Source organism: Paenibacillus sp. FSL K6-1217, assembly GCF_045040735.1.
GTDB lineage: Bacteria > Bacillota > Bacilli > Paenibacillales > Paenibacillaceae > Paenibacillus_AQ.
Genome location: NZ_CP150271.1, coordinates 2,802,869 through 2,821,276, shown reverse-complemented (window position 1 = coordinate 2,821,276; position 18,408 = coordinate 2,802,869). Strand labels below are relative to the sequence as shown.

The following is an 18,408-nucleotide window of genomic DNA, read 5'->3' as shown; positions in this document are numbered from 1 at the left end:
GCTGAAACCGAAAAACCGAACACATTGCACCGCCGTGGAGCTGAATGGACCGCTAGATGGGCCGAACGCATGGCTACTCTCTCTGCCGGAAGGGAAGCAGCAGCTTCATCGTGGTGTAACGGCCAACCTCGCTCTCGATGGACAAGCCGTAATTCCCGCCAAAAGCCAGCTGCAGCCGTTCGTTCACACTGCGCAGCCCGATATTCTCCAGCAATCCCTTGGCTTCGTCCCCGGGAACGGATAGGATGGTGGAGATTTGCTCCGCCGTCATCCCGATCCCGTTGTCCTCGATCGTGATGAGCAGATCCGCGAATCCGTTCTTCGTGACCCGGACAACAATATCGCCCCGGCCCTTGGGCTCGATGCCATGAAAAATCGCGTTCTCCACGAGCGGCTGGAGCGTGAAGCGCGGAATTAGCCCGGTGAGCAGCTCCTCATCCCCGATCTCCTTGACCATGGTGACGGTGCTGCCATAGCGGTATTTTTGAATCAGGAAATAGTCATCGAGCAGGCTCAGCTCATCCTTCAGCGGCATCAGCCGCCGGTTGTCCTTGGCAATGCTGCGAAGCAGCCGGGACAGGGAGGTGGTCATCTCCGCAATGCCGGTGGCGTTCTGGATCGTAGCCATCCATTTAATCGAGTTCAGGGTATTGTACAGAAAATGCGGATTAATCTGATTCTGGAGCATCCGGTATTCCAGCTCCTGCTTCTGTTTCTCGTCCGCGAGCCGGCTGTCCATAAGGGCCACGATATCCCGGGACAGGCGGTTAATGCCCCGGCCGACATCGCCCAGCTCGCTGTTCCATTCAATACCCGAATCCAGCAGGAAGTTGCCCTGGGCGATTTTGTCCATGCGCTTCTTCAGCTTCTCCACCGGGAGGCTGATCGTGCGGGTCAAATACAGCGTAATGATCGCGCTTAAGACAAGCACGAGCAGACAGACGCCGAGCAGGACCAGAATCCATATATTGCTCCGGGGCGCGAACTGGTCGTTCGATAAGGTCTGCGAGAGCATGACACCGCTGCGTACCGGATACGATACCACGATATGGCGTTCCCGCTCATCCTGCAATTTCACCATGGACAGCTCGGTGTCCGGGCCGACAGGCTTGTCACTGGTATAGGCTACCGGCTCATACGGCTCTTCAATGGCTTTGACCTGATCTCCGTTAAGCTGATAATGATGATCGCCGAGCGTGAGGAGCAGCCGGGAGTGCTCCGGCAGGGCATAGCCTTTCAGCTTGTCCGTAATGACGGAGGTATTCGCGAGCAGGTAGACGGTCCCCACCCGGGTGGCCCCCCGGCCATAGATCGGGAACACGAAGGGAATTCCGTAGGAATTGGAGAGCGGGTCCTTAATGACCCGGTTCCACTGCTCTTCGGCATCATTCGTAAGACCGGTAACTTGGCCGATATTATGGATCGTAAGCGGAATGGAGGTGCCGAAGTTCTCCACCTGCAGGAACTTTCCGCTGTTATCTGTGGCAATCAGGCGGCGTACATAGCTATAGGAACGGTTGATCCGCACATCATCCTGCATCGCATTGAAGACATTCAGCGCCTGCTTGGGGCTGGCCTCCGCCGAACCGAAATATTCGGTGAGCAGGGTGTTCGTGGACGAATTGGTGCTGCTGGTCATCGCCAGCGTAGTCAGGTCAATCAGATCCTGTTCAATAATATGGGAGACGAGCTGAAGATTGAATTCCGTCGCCTGAATCGTCGTTTTGCGCTGATAATACGTAATCAGTTCGTAGCTGAACCAGGACAGCAGCGAGGCAATCAGCAGCGCAAAGACGGTCATGAGCAGAATAATGCGGCTTTTAATAGTAGATTTACGTACCGTTGTGAACACTCCTTCATAAATAGCTGAACCTATATAAAGCGTTTTCAACTACCATAGCATATTCCTGCGTTTCAATATAGAGCCGGGGGGAGAAGCTGAGGATTTTACAGGTTTCGGATAAGAAATTACAGGTTTGGGGCAGGCTGTGCGGAGAAAAGCACTAAATAGTGAAGGAACTGTGTTTGATTTTGCATCCCAATGGGGTCTGAAAAGGCTTACACTGTGAACTAAGGCCGGATAAGCAAATGTGCCGGTCACTGATAGACCATAAGAGGATAAAGGGGATACTTACATGAACTTAAAAAGATTCTACGGCATGACCCTAAGCGCCGCGCTCTCCGTGAGCCTGCTGGCCGGATGCTCCGGCAATAACAATACGAAAGACGCTGCTGCCACGGCCGCACCTGCTTCGGGCAACGCTGCAACCGCTTCCTCCGAACCGAGCCAGGAGCCGGTAACACTGAAATGGGCGCTGTGGGACTGGGAAGCGACTGCCTACTACAAACCGCTGATCGATGCCTATAAGGCTGCTCATCCGAACGTAACCATCGAATATGTCGATCTTGGCTCCACCGACTATATGACCATGCTCAGCACACAGCTCTCGGGCGGGGCGGATCTGGACGTCCTGACGATCAAGGACATTCCGGGCTATTCGAACCTTGTGAAGCAGAATCACCTGGAGCCGCTGAAGGCCTATATGGGCGACAAATCTATTGATCCTTCGGTATACGGCGGTACGGTTGAGCAGATTGAAGTGAACGGCGAGGTGTATGCGCTTCCGTTCCGCAGTGACTTCTGGCTGATCTACTACAACAAGGCCTTGTTCGACAAAGCTGGCGTGGATTATCCGACCAATGATATGACCTTCGACCAATATGATGAGCTGGCCCGCAAGATGACCTCCGGCAGCGGTTCGGAAAAAGTATACGGTGCCCATTACCACACCTGGCGCAGCGCGGTTCAACTGTTCGGCATCCTGGACGGCAAGAACACTGTGGTCGGCGGCAACTATGACTTCCTGAAGCCTACCTATGAGCGGATTCTGAAGGAGCAGGAAGACGGAATCGTGATGGATTACGCTACACTGAAGACCTCCAGCACGCATTACTCCGGCGTATTCTACAACAACTCCGTAGCCATGATGAACATGGGCAGCTGGTTCATTGCCACCCAGATTGAGAAGGTGAAGAGCGGCGAATCCCAGTCGAAGGAATGGGGCATCGTGAAATACCCTCATCCGGACGGCGTTGAAGCCGGAACGACTCTGGGCACGATCACTTCCCTGGCCGTTAACCAGAAATCCAAGCATAAGGAAGCAGCCCTTGATTTCATGAACTTCGTAACCGGTGCGGAAGGCGCCAAGGTTATTGCTTCGACCGGTACGATTCCGGCGATCAAGAATGACGAAGTTATCAATTCCATTACCTCCATCGACGGCTTCCCGGCAGATGAGAACAGCAAGGCTGCACTGAATACCGTTCAGACTTACCTGGAAATGCCGATTCACGAGAAGAGTGCAGACATCGAGGTCATTCTGAATGAAGCCCATGACAACATCATGACCAAGAACGCTACAATTGATGAAGGCTTGAAGGATATGAATGACCGAGTCGGCCAACTGTTGAACAATTAAGATGAACTTGTTACATTAGCGTCCTGAGTGAGGGCGGGTGGAGGCCCGCCTTCCATATAAATAGAGGACATCACAGCACTCACATTAACTGGCATCGAATAAATTCCCACTTTACAGGGATGTTATATAAGGTTTGGAGGAGAACGAATGCAGAACGAAACCCTATTGCGTACAAATAAGAGCCCAAAAAGCCGGTTGTCACGCGGCCTCCGGGATAATCTGGTCGCTTACAGCTTTATTGCGCCGAACTTTATCGGATTTGCCCTGTTCACCCTGGTACCTATGATTTTTGCCTTTATTCTGGCCTTTGTGAAATGGGATGGGGCCAATCCGATGAAGTTCATCGGGCTGGACAATTTCTCCCGGCTGATCAAGGATACCACCTTCCACAAAGCCTTGTGGAACACCATTGTCTACACTGTCGGAGTTGTGCCGCTGACCATGATCGTGGCGCTGGCATTGGCGATTCTGCTCAATCAGAAGATTATGGGCCGTAATTTCATGAGAACGGTCTTCTTCTTCCCTTACGTGGCTTCGCTGGTAGCGGTTGCTGCGGTATGGAACTTCATCTTCAGCCCGACCATGGGGCCGATCAACAACATTCTGCATACGATTACCGGCATTCCGCTGGAGGACCTGCCCCGCTGGGCGGCGGATAAGCAGTGGGCGATGTTTACGGTAGTGCTTTTCACAGTGTGGAAAAATATGGGTTATTACATGGTCATCTATCTGGCCGGTCTCCAGGGCATTAACCCGGAGCTATATGAGGCGGCTGAACTGGACGGGGCAGGCCCGTGGAGAAGATTCCGCAACGTAACTGTGCCGCAGCTGGCACCAACCACCTTCTTTGTCCTGATGATTCTGGTCATCAACTCGTTCAAGGTCTACGATATCTTCATCAACCTGTTCGCCGGCGCTGATAACCAGCTCAATAATGCGACAAGAGTCATGGTCTATCAGATTTACAACACGGCGTTCCGCTCGCTGGATTACGGATATGCCAGTGCCATGGCGATTGTACTCTTTCTGCTGGTACTCGGCATCACCATCGTCCAGTTCCGCGGCGAGAAGAAATACGGACAATAGGGGGATCTATAAGATATGGTTGGTAAAAGTAAAGGACTTAAAATCAGCTTAATGGTGCTTGTATATGCTCTGTTAATTCTGACTGTACTGGCAATGCTGGTTCCGTATATCTGGATGCTGTCGTCATCGCTCAAGCTGAACAAGGATGTTTTCTCCTTCCCCATGCAGTGGATTCCGTCTAACCCGCGCTGGGAGAATTTCCAGGATATCTGGACCCGGATTCCGCTCGGACGATTCATCTACAATACTGCGAAATTATCGATTATTGTTACGATTCTGCAGCTGCTGACTTCAAGCTTCGCGGCGTATGCCTTCTCCAAGCTGCATTTTAGAGGTAAGAATGTAATCTTCCTGGGCTATATCGCCACGATTGCGATCCCTTGGCAGGCTTACATGGTACCGCAGTTCATTCTGATGCGCTATATGGGACTGAACAATACCCACCTGGCAATCATTCTGCTGCAAGCCTTCTCGGCCTTCGGCGTGTTCATGATGCGTCAATTCTATCAGGGCGTACCTGATGAATTATGTGAAGCGGCCCGGATTGACGGATTGAGCGAATACGGAATTTGGGCGAGAATCATGCTTCCGCTGTCCAAGCCTGCACTCTCCACACTGACCATCTTCACCTTCGTCGCCACCTGGAATGACTTCCTGGGGCCGATGATCTATCTGACCGATACGAAGCTCAAGACCATTCAGATCGGTCTGCGGATGTTCATCTCACAGTATTCTGCGGAGTATGGCTTGATTATGGCGGCCAGTGTGGTGTCGATCATTCCGGTAGTGATTGTGTTCCTGGCGCTTCAGAAGTACTTTGTGCAGGGCGTTGCGGCTTCGGGGATTAAGGGGTAGTGGAGCGTTGGATTTAAACTACAAAGGTTGCACTTATATATTTTCTCCTACGGGATAGCCGTGACTCCAGAGAATGTTTGGCCCTCCGGCCACTGTTGTCCCCAGATTTCTTGAATTTAACCGCTAATTGCGGTAGAAATCCGGTGACAAAGGCGGACGCTATCGCTCCTACAGTTCCAAAATTCTCCTCCGCCACTTTTCCCTTTAGTATATTTTAAAGTGCAATCTATGTAGTCAATAGTCCTATCCGGGACTAGCAGTTAGTAAAGATTCAGCCTGGCAGTTGCAGCTTTTTGCAGTCTGCCAGGTATTTTTATACACGAGGAGATGAGATAGTGAACAGAAAGAACCGCGTTAAGAAAAGGCTATTCTCCGTGTTATTATCAACTGCACTCGTAGCCGGAATGTTCCCTGCACTAGGGGTGCCTGCGGCCTCTGCGGCTGCCGCTGATCCGGTCTATGCAGCGGCCTACATGGGAGCGAAGTCAGCAGCAGGGACCACGCTGCCAGCCAGCTTACGTATTGGAGGACAGGATGCGCCGGTGAACTGGAATATCGGGGAAGACACCTTCGATGTGCCCTATGACACCGTAAGCGTTACCGGCTCGGCCAATGGCAGCCCGGTCGCAGCCAGTGTGGAGGTCATTCCGCCGGCGGACAGTCCGCTCGTCTACTTCGTGGACAGCGGCAGAGGGGGCGATTCCTTAAATCATCCTCCAGCAGCATCCCCCCTTTACGAAGCCGTCAAGCTGTTATCCGGCAGCAGCCTGATGAATACACTGCCGGATCAGAAGTATGTCAGCGGCACGACCGAATGGGGATTTGATGATAACGGCAACAAGGTCAAGAATTCCATTGATGTTGCGGGAGCCGATCCTGCGGTGGAGCCTTCCGTGTGGAAGGTAGGCCTGCGGGCAGATCCTTCCGGCAAGGATATCGTCTATAAATTGAAAGCGCTTCAATCTGGAGTATATACCCTTAGCAGCGGCTTCAATGACTGGTACGGCACTCGCGACCGGGCCATTCAGCCCCGGCTGGAATATGTGAATACGGCCGGAATGGTGCAGACGATCTCTTTTACACCGTTTAACACGAACAAGACGAAGTTCATTTCCGGTGAATTTACCGTTCCCGGAGATATTGACACCAGCAGTCCGATGACACTAACCTATGCCTATGTCAGCGGGGAGAAGCCGATCCTTAGCTGGTTCGCTGTTGCCAAGGGCGCGATTAAGCAGAAGTTAGACAACGCCCGCGAGACCGCTGCTTCTACGGTCCGAATTCAGCTGGACGGTAAGGACATCAAGGATGGGAATGTGAACGGGCTGACCTTCAAGGGCTTCGGCGTACTCAGCGGCAACAGCACCAGCGCGCTGCTGATGGACTATAAGTCCGAGCAGCCGGAGGCGTATGCGCAAATGCTGAAGATCCTGTTCGGCGGCGACCGCCCCTTGATCGACCATGTCAAGATTGAGATGGGCAATGACCGCAATAACTCGACCGGTCCCGACCCTTCGACGATGCGCACGGAGGATGAGGAGGCCAATGTAACCCGGCATCCCGGCTTCCAGCTTGCGGCGGATGCCAAGGCCGTCAATCCGGCGGTCAAGGTAAGCTTCCTGCGCTGGAATGCTCCGGCTTGGGCTGACAATAACGACAAAATCTATAGCTGGTATAAGAAGACCATTCTGGCCGCCTACCGCGAATACGGCTATATGGTAGATTATGTGAATCCTCATATCAATGAGCACGCGCCGGATCTGGCCTGGACGAAGGAGTACGGCGAGAGGGTCAAATCAGACACGGCAGACTTCAAGGACGAGCAGGAGAAGGAGCTGTACCACAGCATCAAGCTTGTGATTTCCGATGAAGTCGGCATCGGCTCCTTCGGCGATGCACTGGTGAATGACTTGTCGCTGCGCGAAGCGGTAGCTGCTGCCGGGTATCATTACAACACCGATGACGACAGCAAAGGCAATTTCAAACGGCTGGCGGACGAATTCGACAAGGAGATCTGGAATAGTGAAGCCCAGGCCACCTTCAGTAACTCGGCTTTCCGTCCCCATAATAATATGAAGGACCCGTCAGTGCCCGGGACGGGGATCGGCGGCACCGGCGGACCGCTGGAGATGGGCAATACCATTATCAAGGGCTTCGTGAATTCGCGCCGGACGCATTTCATCTATCAGCCGGCGATTGGATCGTTCTATGAAGGAGGACAATATTCCTTCAAGGAGCTGCTCAGCGCACGCGACCCGTGGTCGGGCTTCATTCATTATGATGCGGGACTGCTTGTCCTGAAGCATTTTAACGGGTTCGCTAAGACCGGCTGGGAGAACGAAGACAATACGGCAGGAATCTGGCGGGCTGTTCCCCAGGCCAGCTACACCGGATCAACCGGCACCAACCCGGTAAGCGGGCGCAACGGGACTCCGAGCTATATGACCCTGGCGTCACCAGACAAACAGGATTTCTCGACGGTGATCATCAATGACAGCGAGACTGAGAAGATCTACAAGCTTAAGGCCGTCAACATGGCCTATACCGGTAATCCATCTCTGGAGATGTGGGAGACGCGTGCGGCGGAGACAGATCAGGCTTTTAACAGCAACTATATGAAGGATCTTGGAGATGTTCAGGCAGACGGCAGCGGCGTGTATACCATTCGTGTTAAGCCGTTCTCGATTGTAACTGTAACCACACTGGATAACCGTAATAAGGAAGGGTTCAGCACACCGCTCCCGGTGGAGGGTGAACGTACCGTGCTGGATACCGATGCTACCGGGTCTGTGCAGAATACGGAGGATCAGATCCTGTACGGTGATGATTTCAATTATGGAGACCGGAGCGTTCCGGTGATCGGAGAGGGCGGACAGATTACCGGCGAACAGAGCTATGTCAGCTCGCGCGGCGGCCCGTATAGCGTTATGCCGCGTTATACGCAGGACCTTAACGGCGCCTTCGAGGGCTATCGGGTCGACGGCACGAACAACTATGTGCTGCGGCAGCAGCTGGACCAGACGACCACAGGAGTAGGCGGTGCCTGGAACGGAGGCGACCCGGTCACTGTCATCGGGGATTACCGCTGGACCAATTATAAGGCGAGTGCCGATGTGTCTTTTGAACAGAATAGTACTTATGGCGGCAATAATTATGCAGCGATTGGAGCCAGATACCAGGGCGGGCCGCAGACGATTAACGGCACCCCTTATGCGCTTAAGTTCTGGTTCGACGGAGGCTGGCAGCTGCTGTCCAGCGGGATCGTTGTGGCCAGCGGTAACGCAGCTACCGGCTCAGGCGGGGTGAAGATTGCTGATTTCAATACGGCCCATGACGCGTGGCATAACATTGCCATTCAGGTGGCCGGTGGTACCGTCACTGCATATCTGGATCAGGTTGAGCTTACAACCTATACTGATCCGAATCCGAAGCTCTCCGGGCGTGTGCAGCTCGCCAGCGGCTTCTATCATACCCGCTTCGATAATCTGAAGGTGGAGAAAGTAGACGGATATACCCCTTACTATGCCGAGCAGCTGGATAATCTGGAGATGACGGATCTGGCAGAAGTCCCGGGGACGAAGCTGGTCTATGAAGGCAATTGGGCCCATGAGAATGGAAAAGGCATGTATGTCTATCAGCGTTCCCTCTCAACCAGCCAAGGGGCCGGTGCGGTGCTGAAGTATACTTTTACCGGCACGGGCCTTGATATTCTGGGGCCGAATGACGGCTCAGCGAAGCTGGAAGCTGTGGTGGACGGCGAGATTCTGGTAGTCTCGGGTGCTGCTAATGCAGCGAAGGAGCTGTACCAGACCTTCACACTCCGCGGACTGAAATACGGTGAGCATACCGTTCAGATCAAGGTGCTGAGCGGAACCCTCGCTGTGGATTCCGTAGCGGTCATTGGCGGGGAAGGCGCAGGCAGACCGTATACAGCGGGGCTTCAGCAGGCGGTGGATGCTGCGCTTGCGGTCAGCAGGGAAGACAGTTACCCGGAGAAGGACTGGAAGATGTTCACGAATGCACTGGATACCGCCAAGGCAGCGCTGAATGATCCGGTTCTCTACCGGTTGGACCAGGAAGGGGCATCGCAGCTGGCGGAACGTCTGTCTTCCGCTCTAAATCTGCTGCTACTCGGAGATGTGAGAGAGCTTGCGTCCATTCCTGATAGGGCTACCTATGAAGGGAAGCAGCCCGAGCTTCCAGCTAAGGTAGAGGCCACGCTCGCAGACGGCTCTAAAATACAGGTGGCAGTGAAGTGGAGTCTCGATGTGGTCAGCTTCGATACTCCGTATGAACGGGTAGCGGTCACGGGCACCTATGGAAGTCTGAAGACCATTGCTTACGTGGAAGTGGTTCCTGAGGGGCTTGTGTACTTCCTGGACATGGGCCTCGCCGGGGATGGCGACACTCCGCCTTATACAGCAATAAGGAATCTCACTGGCGGCAGCCTGATGAATGACAAGGCGGATCAACTGTCCACAGGGGATACGGTATGGGGACATACGAATACGGGCGCTAACTATAGTGTCAAAGGGCTGGGCGGTGATGTAGTCACCACCAATAAAGCCCAGACCGGAGTGTATAGCTCGAATACGAAGAATACGCCGCTGGTCTACAACCTGCCTCTGAGTGCAGGTAAATATACGGTTACTTCCTACCATCTCGACTGGTGGAACAATGCCAGCCGGACGATGGATATTACCCTCAGCTATCCTGATGCTGAAGGGCAAACTGTAACCGAAACCGTTAAGACCGGACTGGTTGCTGGTCTGGGCGGAGTGCTGGTTCAACATGATTTCACGCTGCCGGTCAGCGGTACGGTGAAATATTCAGTGAACAATACGTTCAGTCAGGCAGCGCTGCTCAGCTATCTGGCCGTAGCCAGAGACAAGGATAGCGTAGACAATGAGCAGGCTGTCCAGAAGGCGAAGAGCCTGATTGAAGCCGCAGGCTACAGCGTCAAGATGGCGCAAGCAAATAGTGAAGAAGCTGTCCGTGTCTGGCTGCAACAGACGATAAGCGGATTGTCGGGCTTAAGCGATACCGGGGTAACCCTCGGCGACGTTACCTTGTCTGCCTTCCAGGCAGCCACTGAGGATACAGAGGGCAGCTTCACGTTCTCGGTAACAATGAGTAAGGGGGATGCGAGAGCAGACAGCTCAGCCAGCGGTAAGATCACTTTGCCCGTACCGGATACGGTACAGCCGGTGATTACTCTGATGGGCGAAGCGGCCGTCAATCTGCCGGTAGGTGCGGAATATACCGATGCCGGAGCTACGGCCTATGATGACCAGGACGGAGATATCAGTAACCGTATTACGACAACGGTGACCAGCGAAGTCTACGGCTTGACTGAACTGGACACCTCCAGGGAAGATACTTATACCTTCCATTATAATGTCAGTGATAGTGCAGGCAATGCGGCGGCTGAGGTGACCAGACGGGTCGTAGTTGCGCTGGACCCGGATGTAACGAAGCCGGTGATTACCTTGCTTGGTGAAGCATCCGTTCAAGTGAAGAAGGGGGCAAGCTATACGGATGCCGGAGCTACAGCGGCAGATGACCGTGATGGTGATATTACAGAGCGGATCGTTGCGACGATTACGCAGAATGGGGAGACCGTGCCGGTGCTGGATACTTCAGCTCCAGGCAGCTATATCTATCATTATAATGTGACTGATTCAGCGGGCAATGCAGCAGTAGAAGTGACAAGAACGCTCACTGTACAAGAAGAGGAATTTCCGCCGGAAGTCACACCAACCCCGGCGCCGTCTCCGGCTCCGGTGCCGACCGACGCGCCGGTATGGACTTCGGCACCGGCTGCAACGCCTTCGCTGGCGCCATCTGCAGTGCCGTCACCTTCACCGCAGACAGAGAAGCTTCTTACAGCGGCTGATTTCCCGGCACCGGCTGGCGGAGCAATAACGGTTCCGCTTACAGATGTCACTGAATCCGTGCTGCTTCCGGCAGGGTTGCCTGGAATTACCGGAGAGAACACCTTGCGTCTTGCCTGGAACACTGTTGCTGTTGACCTGACTCCGGCAGCGCTGAAGGACATCCGGGAGAAGCTTGCCGGAGCCGGAGGGCAACCGGAGCTGGCAAGGATTAAGATTACGGCCGTGAAGACGGCAAGAGCTGCTGCGGAGCAGCTGATGAATAACCCGGCGGTCAACGGGTCTGTCCGGCTAACGGCGGCAAGCGATGTGATCCGCTTCAGTATGGAGGTTGTTACTGCGGACGGCAGCTCCGTACCGGTGACAGCGTTTGCCAAGCCGCTGACGCTGACCTTCACAGTAGATCCTAAGGCTAACCGTGATCTGCTCGGCGTCTACGCTATAACTGCCAGCGGTGCCCTTGAATACATGGGCGGCACGCTGACAGACGGTAAGATGACTGCCGCTGTCAACCATTTCAGCCAGTATACTGTGCTGGAATATGACAAGACATTCGCAGATGTCAGTAGCACTAGCTGGGCCAGCGGTGTTATCAAGTCTATGGCTGCAAAGCATATTATCGAAGGCATCTCAGGCACCGAGTTCCAGCCGCAGGGAGAGGTCACCAGAGCGCAATTCGCCGCGATGATTACTCGTGCGCTTGGTCTTAAGGCGGCAAGCCCCTCGGCATTTGCTGACGTGGACCCGGGACTCTGGTATGCCGAAGCTGTTGCGGCAGTGAATGAAGCGGGTATCGTGTTTGGACGCAGCAAGGAGGCCTTCGCTCCGAATGAGCGCATTACCCGTGAGGAGATGGCGGTCATGATTGTCCGGGCGTACGAACACTTGAAGGGGAGCAAGAGCAGCGGTGAATCGGCTGCCAGCTCATTCAGTGACTACTCCCGGATTCAGGACTGGGCGAAGCAGGCAGCCGTTGCCGCTGAGCAGGCAGGTCTGATCACGGGACGCGGCAATCAGCAATTCGCGCCGCAAGCCACCATGACCCGTGCCGAGAGTGCGCAGGTCCTCGCTAACCTGCTGGGGCATATGTAACTTCAACTAACAATTTAAGTCAGAACAGAGCAGCGGTTCTCCAATATCCGGAGAACCGCTGCTCTGCGTATATTCAAGATCATGTTATTAGGATTGATTGCTATAACCAATAACAATATTCTTGACAGTGAAGAGATCCATGAAGTTTGTGCCAAGAAATATACCAGGCAGGGCTGTGGCCGTCGCCAGATCAATCGGAGTTATCGAGGTCACTTCTCCTACATAGGCCGTGGAATCATCGAGGAACGCTAAATCACCGACATAATCAAGCTCAACTAAATGGGAAAAGCCTTCATTTAAGTCAATAATTTGCACGCCACCCCTTGGAGAATCAGTAGGTTGAACGGTAATGCCAATGTAGGCTTGCGTCCGTGAAAGACGAATTTTATCCTGACCTTTGTAGCTGGAGAAATCCGCAAAACTCTTATAGGTGACGATTCCATTTTTATTAATGGCCAGATTACTGATAATTTTCAGATAGTTTTTGTCTTCGCGTAAGGTGCAGAATAATCTTTTGTCGTCTGTGTAGACTCCGGATATTGTGTTGTCCAGCAGACTTGATGTGCTGGAGCTTCCAATGAATTCATTGTCAAAATAGGTAAGCATACCCGCAGGTCCAAACGTAACCTGCGTGTGCCCATCGGGATGAACGGTCAGAGGATTGCGGCTGCCGTCAAAGGTAAGCTCGATTCCATCTCCAACTGGATAAGCACTATCATCCAGATAGGAAATGGCGACAACATTACCGTTATCATTATCTTTAGCCCTGCATGCAACAAAGACATAATTGCTATTTGGGTGACCCGCAAAGGCAAAAGGGTAGCCACTTCCGCTAGGCAAATCCACTTGTTTAATAACCTTATCCGTGACGGAGTCAATAATTGTAACGGCCCTGTCACCCGAATGGGCTACATAGACTTTGTTCACTTTAGCAGCAGCGAAGATAGCAACAGGCGCGCTTTTGGCAGAGGGACCTCCAATGTGAACAGTTTTAATAATTTCAAAGGTATACGCATCAATGATAGTGATAAAATCCTGATCGATATTCACTACGTAAAGCTTATCCTCCTGGTAATTCAAGCACATAGGCCCGGGCTTTATGCCTACCGGAATGCGTTGGATGAGCTCATTCTGTCTAGAATCAACGACAGCAACATAGCCCGCATTATAGCTGGTATCATAACTCACAAACACGTAAGGATTACCTGATGATCGTTTGCTTCTGCGGTTTGCCGTATTCGTATTCATTATGAAATCCCCTTTCATATGCTTCAAAAAAGAGCTGTCCTCAAGTCCGTTTCGACTTGAAGAGAGCTCGATTTTTATATTAAATGTGCATTACAAGGACTGATTGCTATAACCGGAAATAATGTTCTTGACGTTAACGCGATCTGTGGAGTTTATGCCAATCGGAATAGCAGGAATGGGATTACTTGGATCTCCCAAAGCAATCGGTTGAATCGAAGTCAGTTGTCCTACATAGGCAATGATGAAATCGTAAAGTGCTAAGTCACCGACATAAGGGAGCGGAACAAACCGTGAGCTAGCAGCGTTTACATCGTAAATTTGCAGACCGCCTGTCGGGAAAGTGGTGGGTTGAATGGTGATGCAAATAGTACTTTGATCACTTGAAACACGGATTTTATCCTGGCCTTTGTAACTGGGGATTTCTGTGAATTGATCATGGGTGATGTTTCCTTGCTGGTCCATGAACAGGTTGTTGAATTTTTTCAGATAGGCTCTATCTTCTCGCGAGGTGCAAAATAACATATTGTTATCCAGATAGATCCCGGATACCGTATTGTCCAGCATACTTGAAGTTTTGGACGGACCCATTGTAAGTGGTTCAAAATGAGTCAACATGCCCGTCGGCCCAAGTGTGACCAGCTCCACTCCGCCTGGGTACACGGTCAAGGGGTTGTGGGTCCCGTCAAATTCAAGCGGAGTATCATCCCCAACGGGATGGAGGGTATCATCGTCAACGGAAATGGCGACAACCTTGCCTTTATCATTATCTTTAGACTTACATGCAACAAAGACAAAGAGACTGTTCACCTTACCGGCAAAGGCAAAAGGGTAGCCGCTTCCGCTAGGCAAATCCACTTGCTTAATAACCGTATCTGTGACGGAGTCAATAATTGTAACGGCCCTGTCACCCGAATGGGCTACATAGACTTTGTTCACGTTAGCAGCAGCGAAGATGGCAACAGGAGCGCTAGAGGTGGACGAAGAGCCAATGTGAAGGGTTTTGATAACGTTAAAGTTATATGCATCAATGATAGTGACCGAATCATTGCCCGTATTTACTACATAAAGCTTATCCTCACTTGGATTCAAGCACATAGGACCAGGGTTAAGGCCCACCGGAATCCGTTTGGTGACCTTATTGTATACAGGATCAATGACAGCGACGTAGCCAAAATAATAGGAAAGTTCATAACTCGCAAACACGTAAGGATTAATATTTGATGCTAGACTTCTTCTGTGGTTTGCTATTTTCGTATTCATAATTAAAAACCCCTTTCATGTGCTTCTGGCTCATGGACTCACCGGGCCCGGCGGACGGACAACCGGATGGGCAGGCGCGCCGGATCTCCCGGATGCCGCATCAGGTTGTCTGCTGTAGGGTATGTCCGGAATCTCCGGCCCGAATAATCCATTTGTCCAACAAAGCCACAAAAAGGGCAGGGGTTACCCCTTCACCGCTCCCGCCGTAAGTCCGCTAACAATGTATTTCTGGCAGAAGATATACAGGATCAGCACGGGGAGGGAGGTCAGCACCAGATCCGCGAAGATCAGATTCCAGTCCCGGCTGTATTTACCGTAGAAATTGTATACCGACAGCGGCATCGTCCAGTCCGAGCTGTCGGTCAGGAAATAGAGCGGAATGGTAATGTCGTTCCAGACAGACATGAACACCATAATCGCTACGGTGGCGTTGACCGGGACAATCAGCGGGGTGACGATCTTGAAGAAGACATCGAACGTATTCGCCCCCTCCAGAAAAGCCACCTCGTCCAGCGCCTTCGGAATGGAGCGGATGAATCCGCTGTACAGGAATACGCTGAACGCCGTATTGAGCGATGCATAGATCAGGATGACGCTGGTGATGCTGCCGTAGAAGCCCATCCACTGTACGACCCGGATCGTGGTGATCGTGGACATCGGCGCAATCAGGCCCATGAAGAAGAACATGTACAGGACATTCGACCACTTGGTCTCGCGGCGTACGAGAATGAAGGAGGCCGCGGACGAGGTGAAGATGTTCAGGATGGACGAGACGCCGGTAATCAGCATCCCGTTCAGGAACGCCCGTCCCAGACCGCCTTCGCGGAAGACGGTCGTATAGTTGGAGAATTTCCATTCCTCCGGGAGCCGCAGTGAGAACTTCAGCACCTCGGAGCTAGTCATGAAGCTGCCAAACAGCATAAGCAGCAGCGGCAGGATAATCAGCAGGGAGGCCAGGATCAGCAGCCCCTCCACCACATAGTTGCGCCAGGCCATTTTACGTGAAAAGCCCATTATTCCGATACCTCCTTACGCCGCATGAAGATCAGCAGGGGAATGGCAATGACAGTGACCGCAGCGAACAGCAGGGTGTTGACGGCTGTTCCCAGCCCCCAGCTTCCTTCACCGAAGGAGCGGAGGATAATGGTGCCGACTACCTGGGAGGCATTGCCCGGTCCCCCGCCGGTGAGCACGAACACCTCGGAGAATACCTTGAGGCCGCCGATCAGGGTAAGCATCAGATTGATGTTGATCGCAGGGAGCAGCAGCGGAACCGTGATGCTGCGGAAGCTGCGCCAGGAACCGGCGCCGTCGATGGTAGCGGCTTCATAATATTCCTTGGAGATCGACTGGAGCCCGGCCAGATAGATCGCCATCTGGAAGCCGGTATGCTGCCAGATGGACACAAATGCCACGGTCCAGATGACAATAGCCGGATTGGTCAGCCAGGCCTGGCTCAGCGAAGGCAGCCCCACAGCTTCGAAGATGCGGTTAATCGTTCCGTCGGAGCGCAGCATGGGCGTGAACACAATGCTAATAACCAAAACGCTAAGAATCGACGGAGAATAGAAAATAGCCCGCAGCAGATTTTTGGATTTTAGCTTCATGTTCAAGCCGACCGCCAGCGCGATCCCGAGCAGGTTCTTGCCAATCACGGTAACGATCGCGAAGATCGCCGTATTTTTCATCGCAAGCAATAGCGTTCTATCCGTGAAGATACGTTCAAAGTTATCCCAGCCGATGAATTTGATCGCTTCCCGGTCCAGCCTCCAGTCCGTGAAGGAATAGAAGAGTCCGATCAGCGCAGGCAGCACAAAGAAGATAGAATAGATTAACAGTGCAGGCCAGATCAGGTAATACGAGTACAGCTTCTTGGATACGTTCATCTCTTCACACTCCTATAATAGCCCAGGACAGAATAAAGCCCGGAACGGACTTCATTCTGCCTGCTGTATGGTTGATCCGATTGGATACTTGGTTTAAAAGCCTTCCACGCCTTTGTCCTTCATCAGCTGGCTGAATTTCTCGTCCCAGGCCTTGAGTACGCCCTTGGCATCCAGACCGCCGGCAAATTCATCCTGAAGCAGACGGTACAGCTCGCTGCGGTCCACGATCATATAGGCATCGGTGGTCAGCGTAGTCTTTTTAGGCGTAATATATTGGTCGACAATCTCCTGCTTGTAGTCAGGGAGCTTCGGTGTAGTGACATCGCTGAAGTTGGATACGGAGCCCTGGCTGTCCACCATTTTCTGTGCGACTTCTTTGGTGGCAAGGAACTCCAGGAATTTCTTCGCTTCATCCATATGCTTGGCTTTCTTCGGAATGAACAGCTGGCCGCCCAGCGGGCTGGCACCGAGATTCGCATCTTCAGAAGACGGGATGGCGAACAGGCCCAGATGCACATTCGGATCCTTCTCGGCCACGTTCACAATCAGCCAGTCGCCCATGAACATCATCGCGGTTTCCTTGTTCAGGAATTTGCCCACGGCCATATCGTAGCTGTCGCTGAGAATGTCCGTGTTGGTGTAGCCTTTCTTGTAGACCTCGTACTGCTGCTCCAGGAAGGTGGCGAATTCGGGCACATCGGACCACTTTTTGCGGCCGGCATTGATGTCCTCGAACAGGGACGGTTCATTCTTCGCGGCCCAGTCGGCAAAAGCGGCAGCCGGCCAGATATTCGCGGCCCAGTTATCCTTGAACGGCATGAACACCGGCGTAATGCCGCTGGCCTTGATCTTCTCGCAGACGGCCAGGAATTCCTCGTAGTTCTTCGGAATGCTCAGCCCCAGCTCCTTGAAGATATCCTTGTTGTAGACCACTCCCTGCATGCCTGTATCCTGGCTGTAATGGAAGCTGTAGACATGATCGTAAGCGGAGAGAACATCCTTGTTCAGCAGCCGGCTCACCCAAGGCTCATTGTCGAGAATCTCGAAGTTACGCTCCAGATTAAGATCCGTCGTGGCACTGGCGAGATTATATTGAATCAGGTCAGGCACCTCGTCAACCGCCAGCTTGGTCTGTAGTACGGTGGCGGTCTGCTCTGCCGGAAGCAGCTGCAGATTCACTTTGATATTGGTTTTCTGTTCGAATTCATCCAGCACATCCTGGGCCACGAACGCAGAATCCTGCGAGCTTTTGGAGATAGCCAGCTCTATGGTTACCTTTTTGCCGCTGCTGCCGCCGCTGTTGCCTGTTCCCCCGCTGTCTGTTGCTGAAGCATTGCCGGAGTCTGAGTTTCCATTGCCGCATGCCGCCAGAGATAAGGTGAGTACACCAGCCAGTACGCCTGTTGCGATTTTTTTCATTGTGCCGTTCATGTGATCGCCCCCGTAATGAGAATTGTCTGTTGTCTTTGAATCCGTTTACATTGCTCATTATAGAATGCGGACTGTATAAGGTACATGTTTGTACTTGACACTTTCTGTGTAATATTCTGAACTTGCGGGCCGCTTGTAGATTTGCCGGTTACGTTGTAAAGTAGAGCATCATAAGCT

The 18,408-nt window shown here is 52.6% G+C and carries 10 protein-coding genes; 4 read left to right on the top strand and 6 right to left on the bottom strand.

From position 1 onward, the window contains the following. Positions 1-73: 73 nt before the first annotated feature. A complete protein-coding gene (locus tag MHH28_RS12635; protein ID WP_405115365.1) occupies positions 74-1,852 on the bottom strand; it encodes a sensor histidine kinase in 1,779 nt (592 codons plus the stop codon). A 283-nt stretch (positions 1,853-2,135) separates the two neighbouring features. On the opposite strand from MHH28_RS12635, the gene MHH28_RS12630 reads away from it, so the two are divergent. From MHH28_RS12630 to MHH28_RS12615, 4 genes are all read left to right on the top strand, one after another. After that, the gene (locus tag MHH28_RS12630) at positions 2,136-3,479 is read left to right on the top strand and encodes an ABC transporter substrate-binding protein (protein WP_405115362.1); all 1,344 of its coding nucleotides are present in this window, start codon (positions 2,136-2,138) and stop codon (positions 3,477-3,479) included. Positions 3,480-3,626: 147 nt separating this feature from the next. Next, complete coding sequence (locus MHH28_RS12625) at positions 3,627-4,565, top strand: carbohydrate ABC transporter permease (protein ID WP_405115360.1); 939 nt, start codon at positions 3,627-3,629, stop codon at positions 4,563-4,565. Positions 4,566-4,580: 15 nt separating this feature from the next. Then, positions 4,581-5,420 (top strand): carbohydrate ABC transporter permease, encoded by an 840-nt coding sequence (locus MHH28_RS12620; protein WP_405115358.1) that lies wholly within the window; start codon positions 4,581-4,583, stop codon positions 5,418-5,420. A gap of 335 nt (positions 5,421-5,755) precedes the next feature. Then, positions 5,756-12,406: an S-layer homology domain-containing protein gene (locus tag MHH28_RS12615; RefSeq protein WP_405115356.1), complete on the top strand. Its 6,651-nt coding sequence runs from the start codon at positions 5,756-5,758 to the stop codon at positions 12,404-12,406. 87 nt (positions 12,407-12,493) lie between these two features. Here MHH28_RS12615 and MHH28_RS12610 read toward each other — a convergent pair whose 3' ends face one another. The 5 genes from MHH28_RS12610 to MHH28_RS12590 form a co-directional block, all read right to left on the bottom strand. Next, positions 12,494-13,654 carry a YncE family protein gene (locus MHH28_RS12610; protein ID WP_405115354.1) on the bottom strand — a complete coding sequence of 387 codons (1,161 nt, stop codon included), beginning with the start codon at positions 13,652-13,654 and terminating at the stop codon, positions 12,494-12,496. Between the two features lie 90 nt (positions 13,655-13,744). Beyond that, complete coding sequence (locus MHH28_RS12605; protein WP_405115352.1) at positions 13,745-14,914, bottom strand: YncE family protein; 1,170 nt, start codon at positions 14,912-14,914, stop codon at positions 13,745-13,747. Between the two features lie 183 nt (positions 14,915-15,097). Beyond that, positions 15,098-15,928, bottom strand: coding sequence for a carbohydrate ABC transporter permease (locus MHH28_RS12600; protein WP_405115350.1), 831 nt, complete (start codon positions 15,926-15,928; stop codon positions 15,098-15,100). After that, complete coding sequence (locus tag MHH28_RS12595) at positions 15,928-16,800, bottom strand: carbohydrate ABC transporter permease (protein ID WP_405115348.1); 873 nt, start codon at positions 16,798-16,800, stop codon at positions 15,928-15,930. Before MHH28_RS12595 ends, MHH28_RS12600 begins: the two co-directional genes overlap by 1 nt. 93 nt (positions 16,801-16,893) lie before the next feature. Beyond that, entirely contained in the window at positions 16,894-18,231 is a 1,338-nt protein-coding gene (locus tag MHH28_RS12590) for an ABC transporter substrate-binding protein (protein WP_405115346.1), read from the bottom strand. Positions 18,232-18,408: the final 177 nt, after the last annotated feature.

Excerpts from the sequence above, each read along its gene's own strand:
- MHH28_RS12630 (WP_405115362.1), top strand. The coding sequence starts at position 2,136 with ATGAACTTAAAAAGATTCTACGGCATGACCCTAAGCGCCGCGCTCTCC.
- MHH28_RS12625 (WP_405115360.1), top strand. The coding sequence starts at position 3,627 with ATGCAGAACGAAACCCTATTGCGTACAAATAAGAGCCCAAAAAGCCGG.
- MHH28_RS12620 (WP_405115358.1), top strand. The coding sequence starts at position 4,581 with ATGGTTGGTAAAAGTAAAGGACTTAAAATCAGCTTAATGGTGCTTGTA.
- MHH28_RS12610 (WP_405115354.1), bottom strand. The coding sequence starts at position 13,654 with ATGAATACGAATACGGCAAACCGCAGAAGCAAACGATCATCAGGTAAT.
- MHH28_RS12605 (WP_405115352.1), bottom strand. The coding sequence starts at position 14,914 with ATGAATACGAAAATAGCAAACCACAGAAGAAGTCTAGCATCAAATATT.
- MHH28_RS12600 (WP_405115350.1), bottom strand. The coding sequence starts at position 15,928 with ATGGGCTTTTCACGTAAAATGGCCTGGCGCAACTATGTGGTGGAGGGG.
- MHH28_RS12595 (WP_405115348.1), bottom strand. The coding sequence starts at position 16,800 with ATGAACGTATCCAAGAAGCTGTACTCGTATTACCTGATCTGGCCTGCA.
- MHH28_RS12590 (WP_405115346.1), bottom strand. The coding sequence starts at position 18,231 with ATGAACGGCACAATGAAAAAAATCGCAACAGGCGTACTGGCTGGTGTA.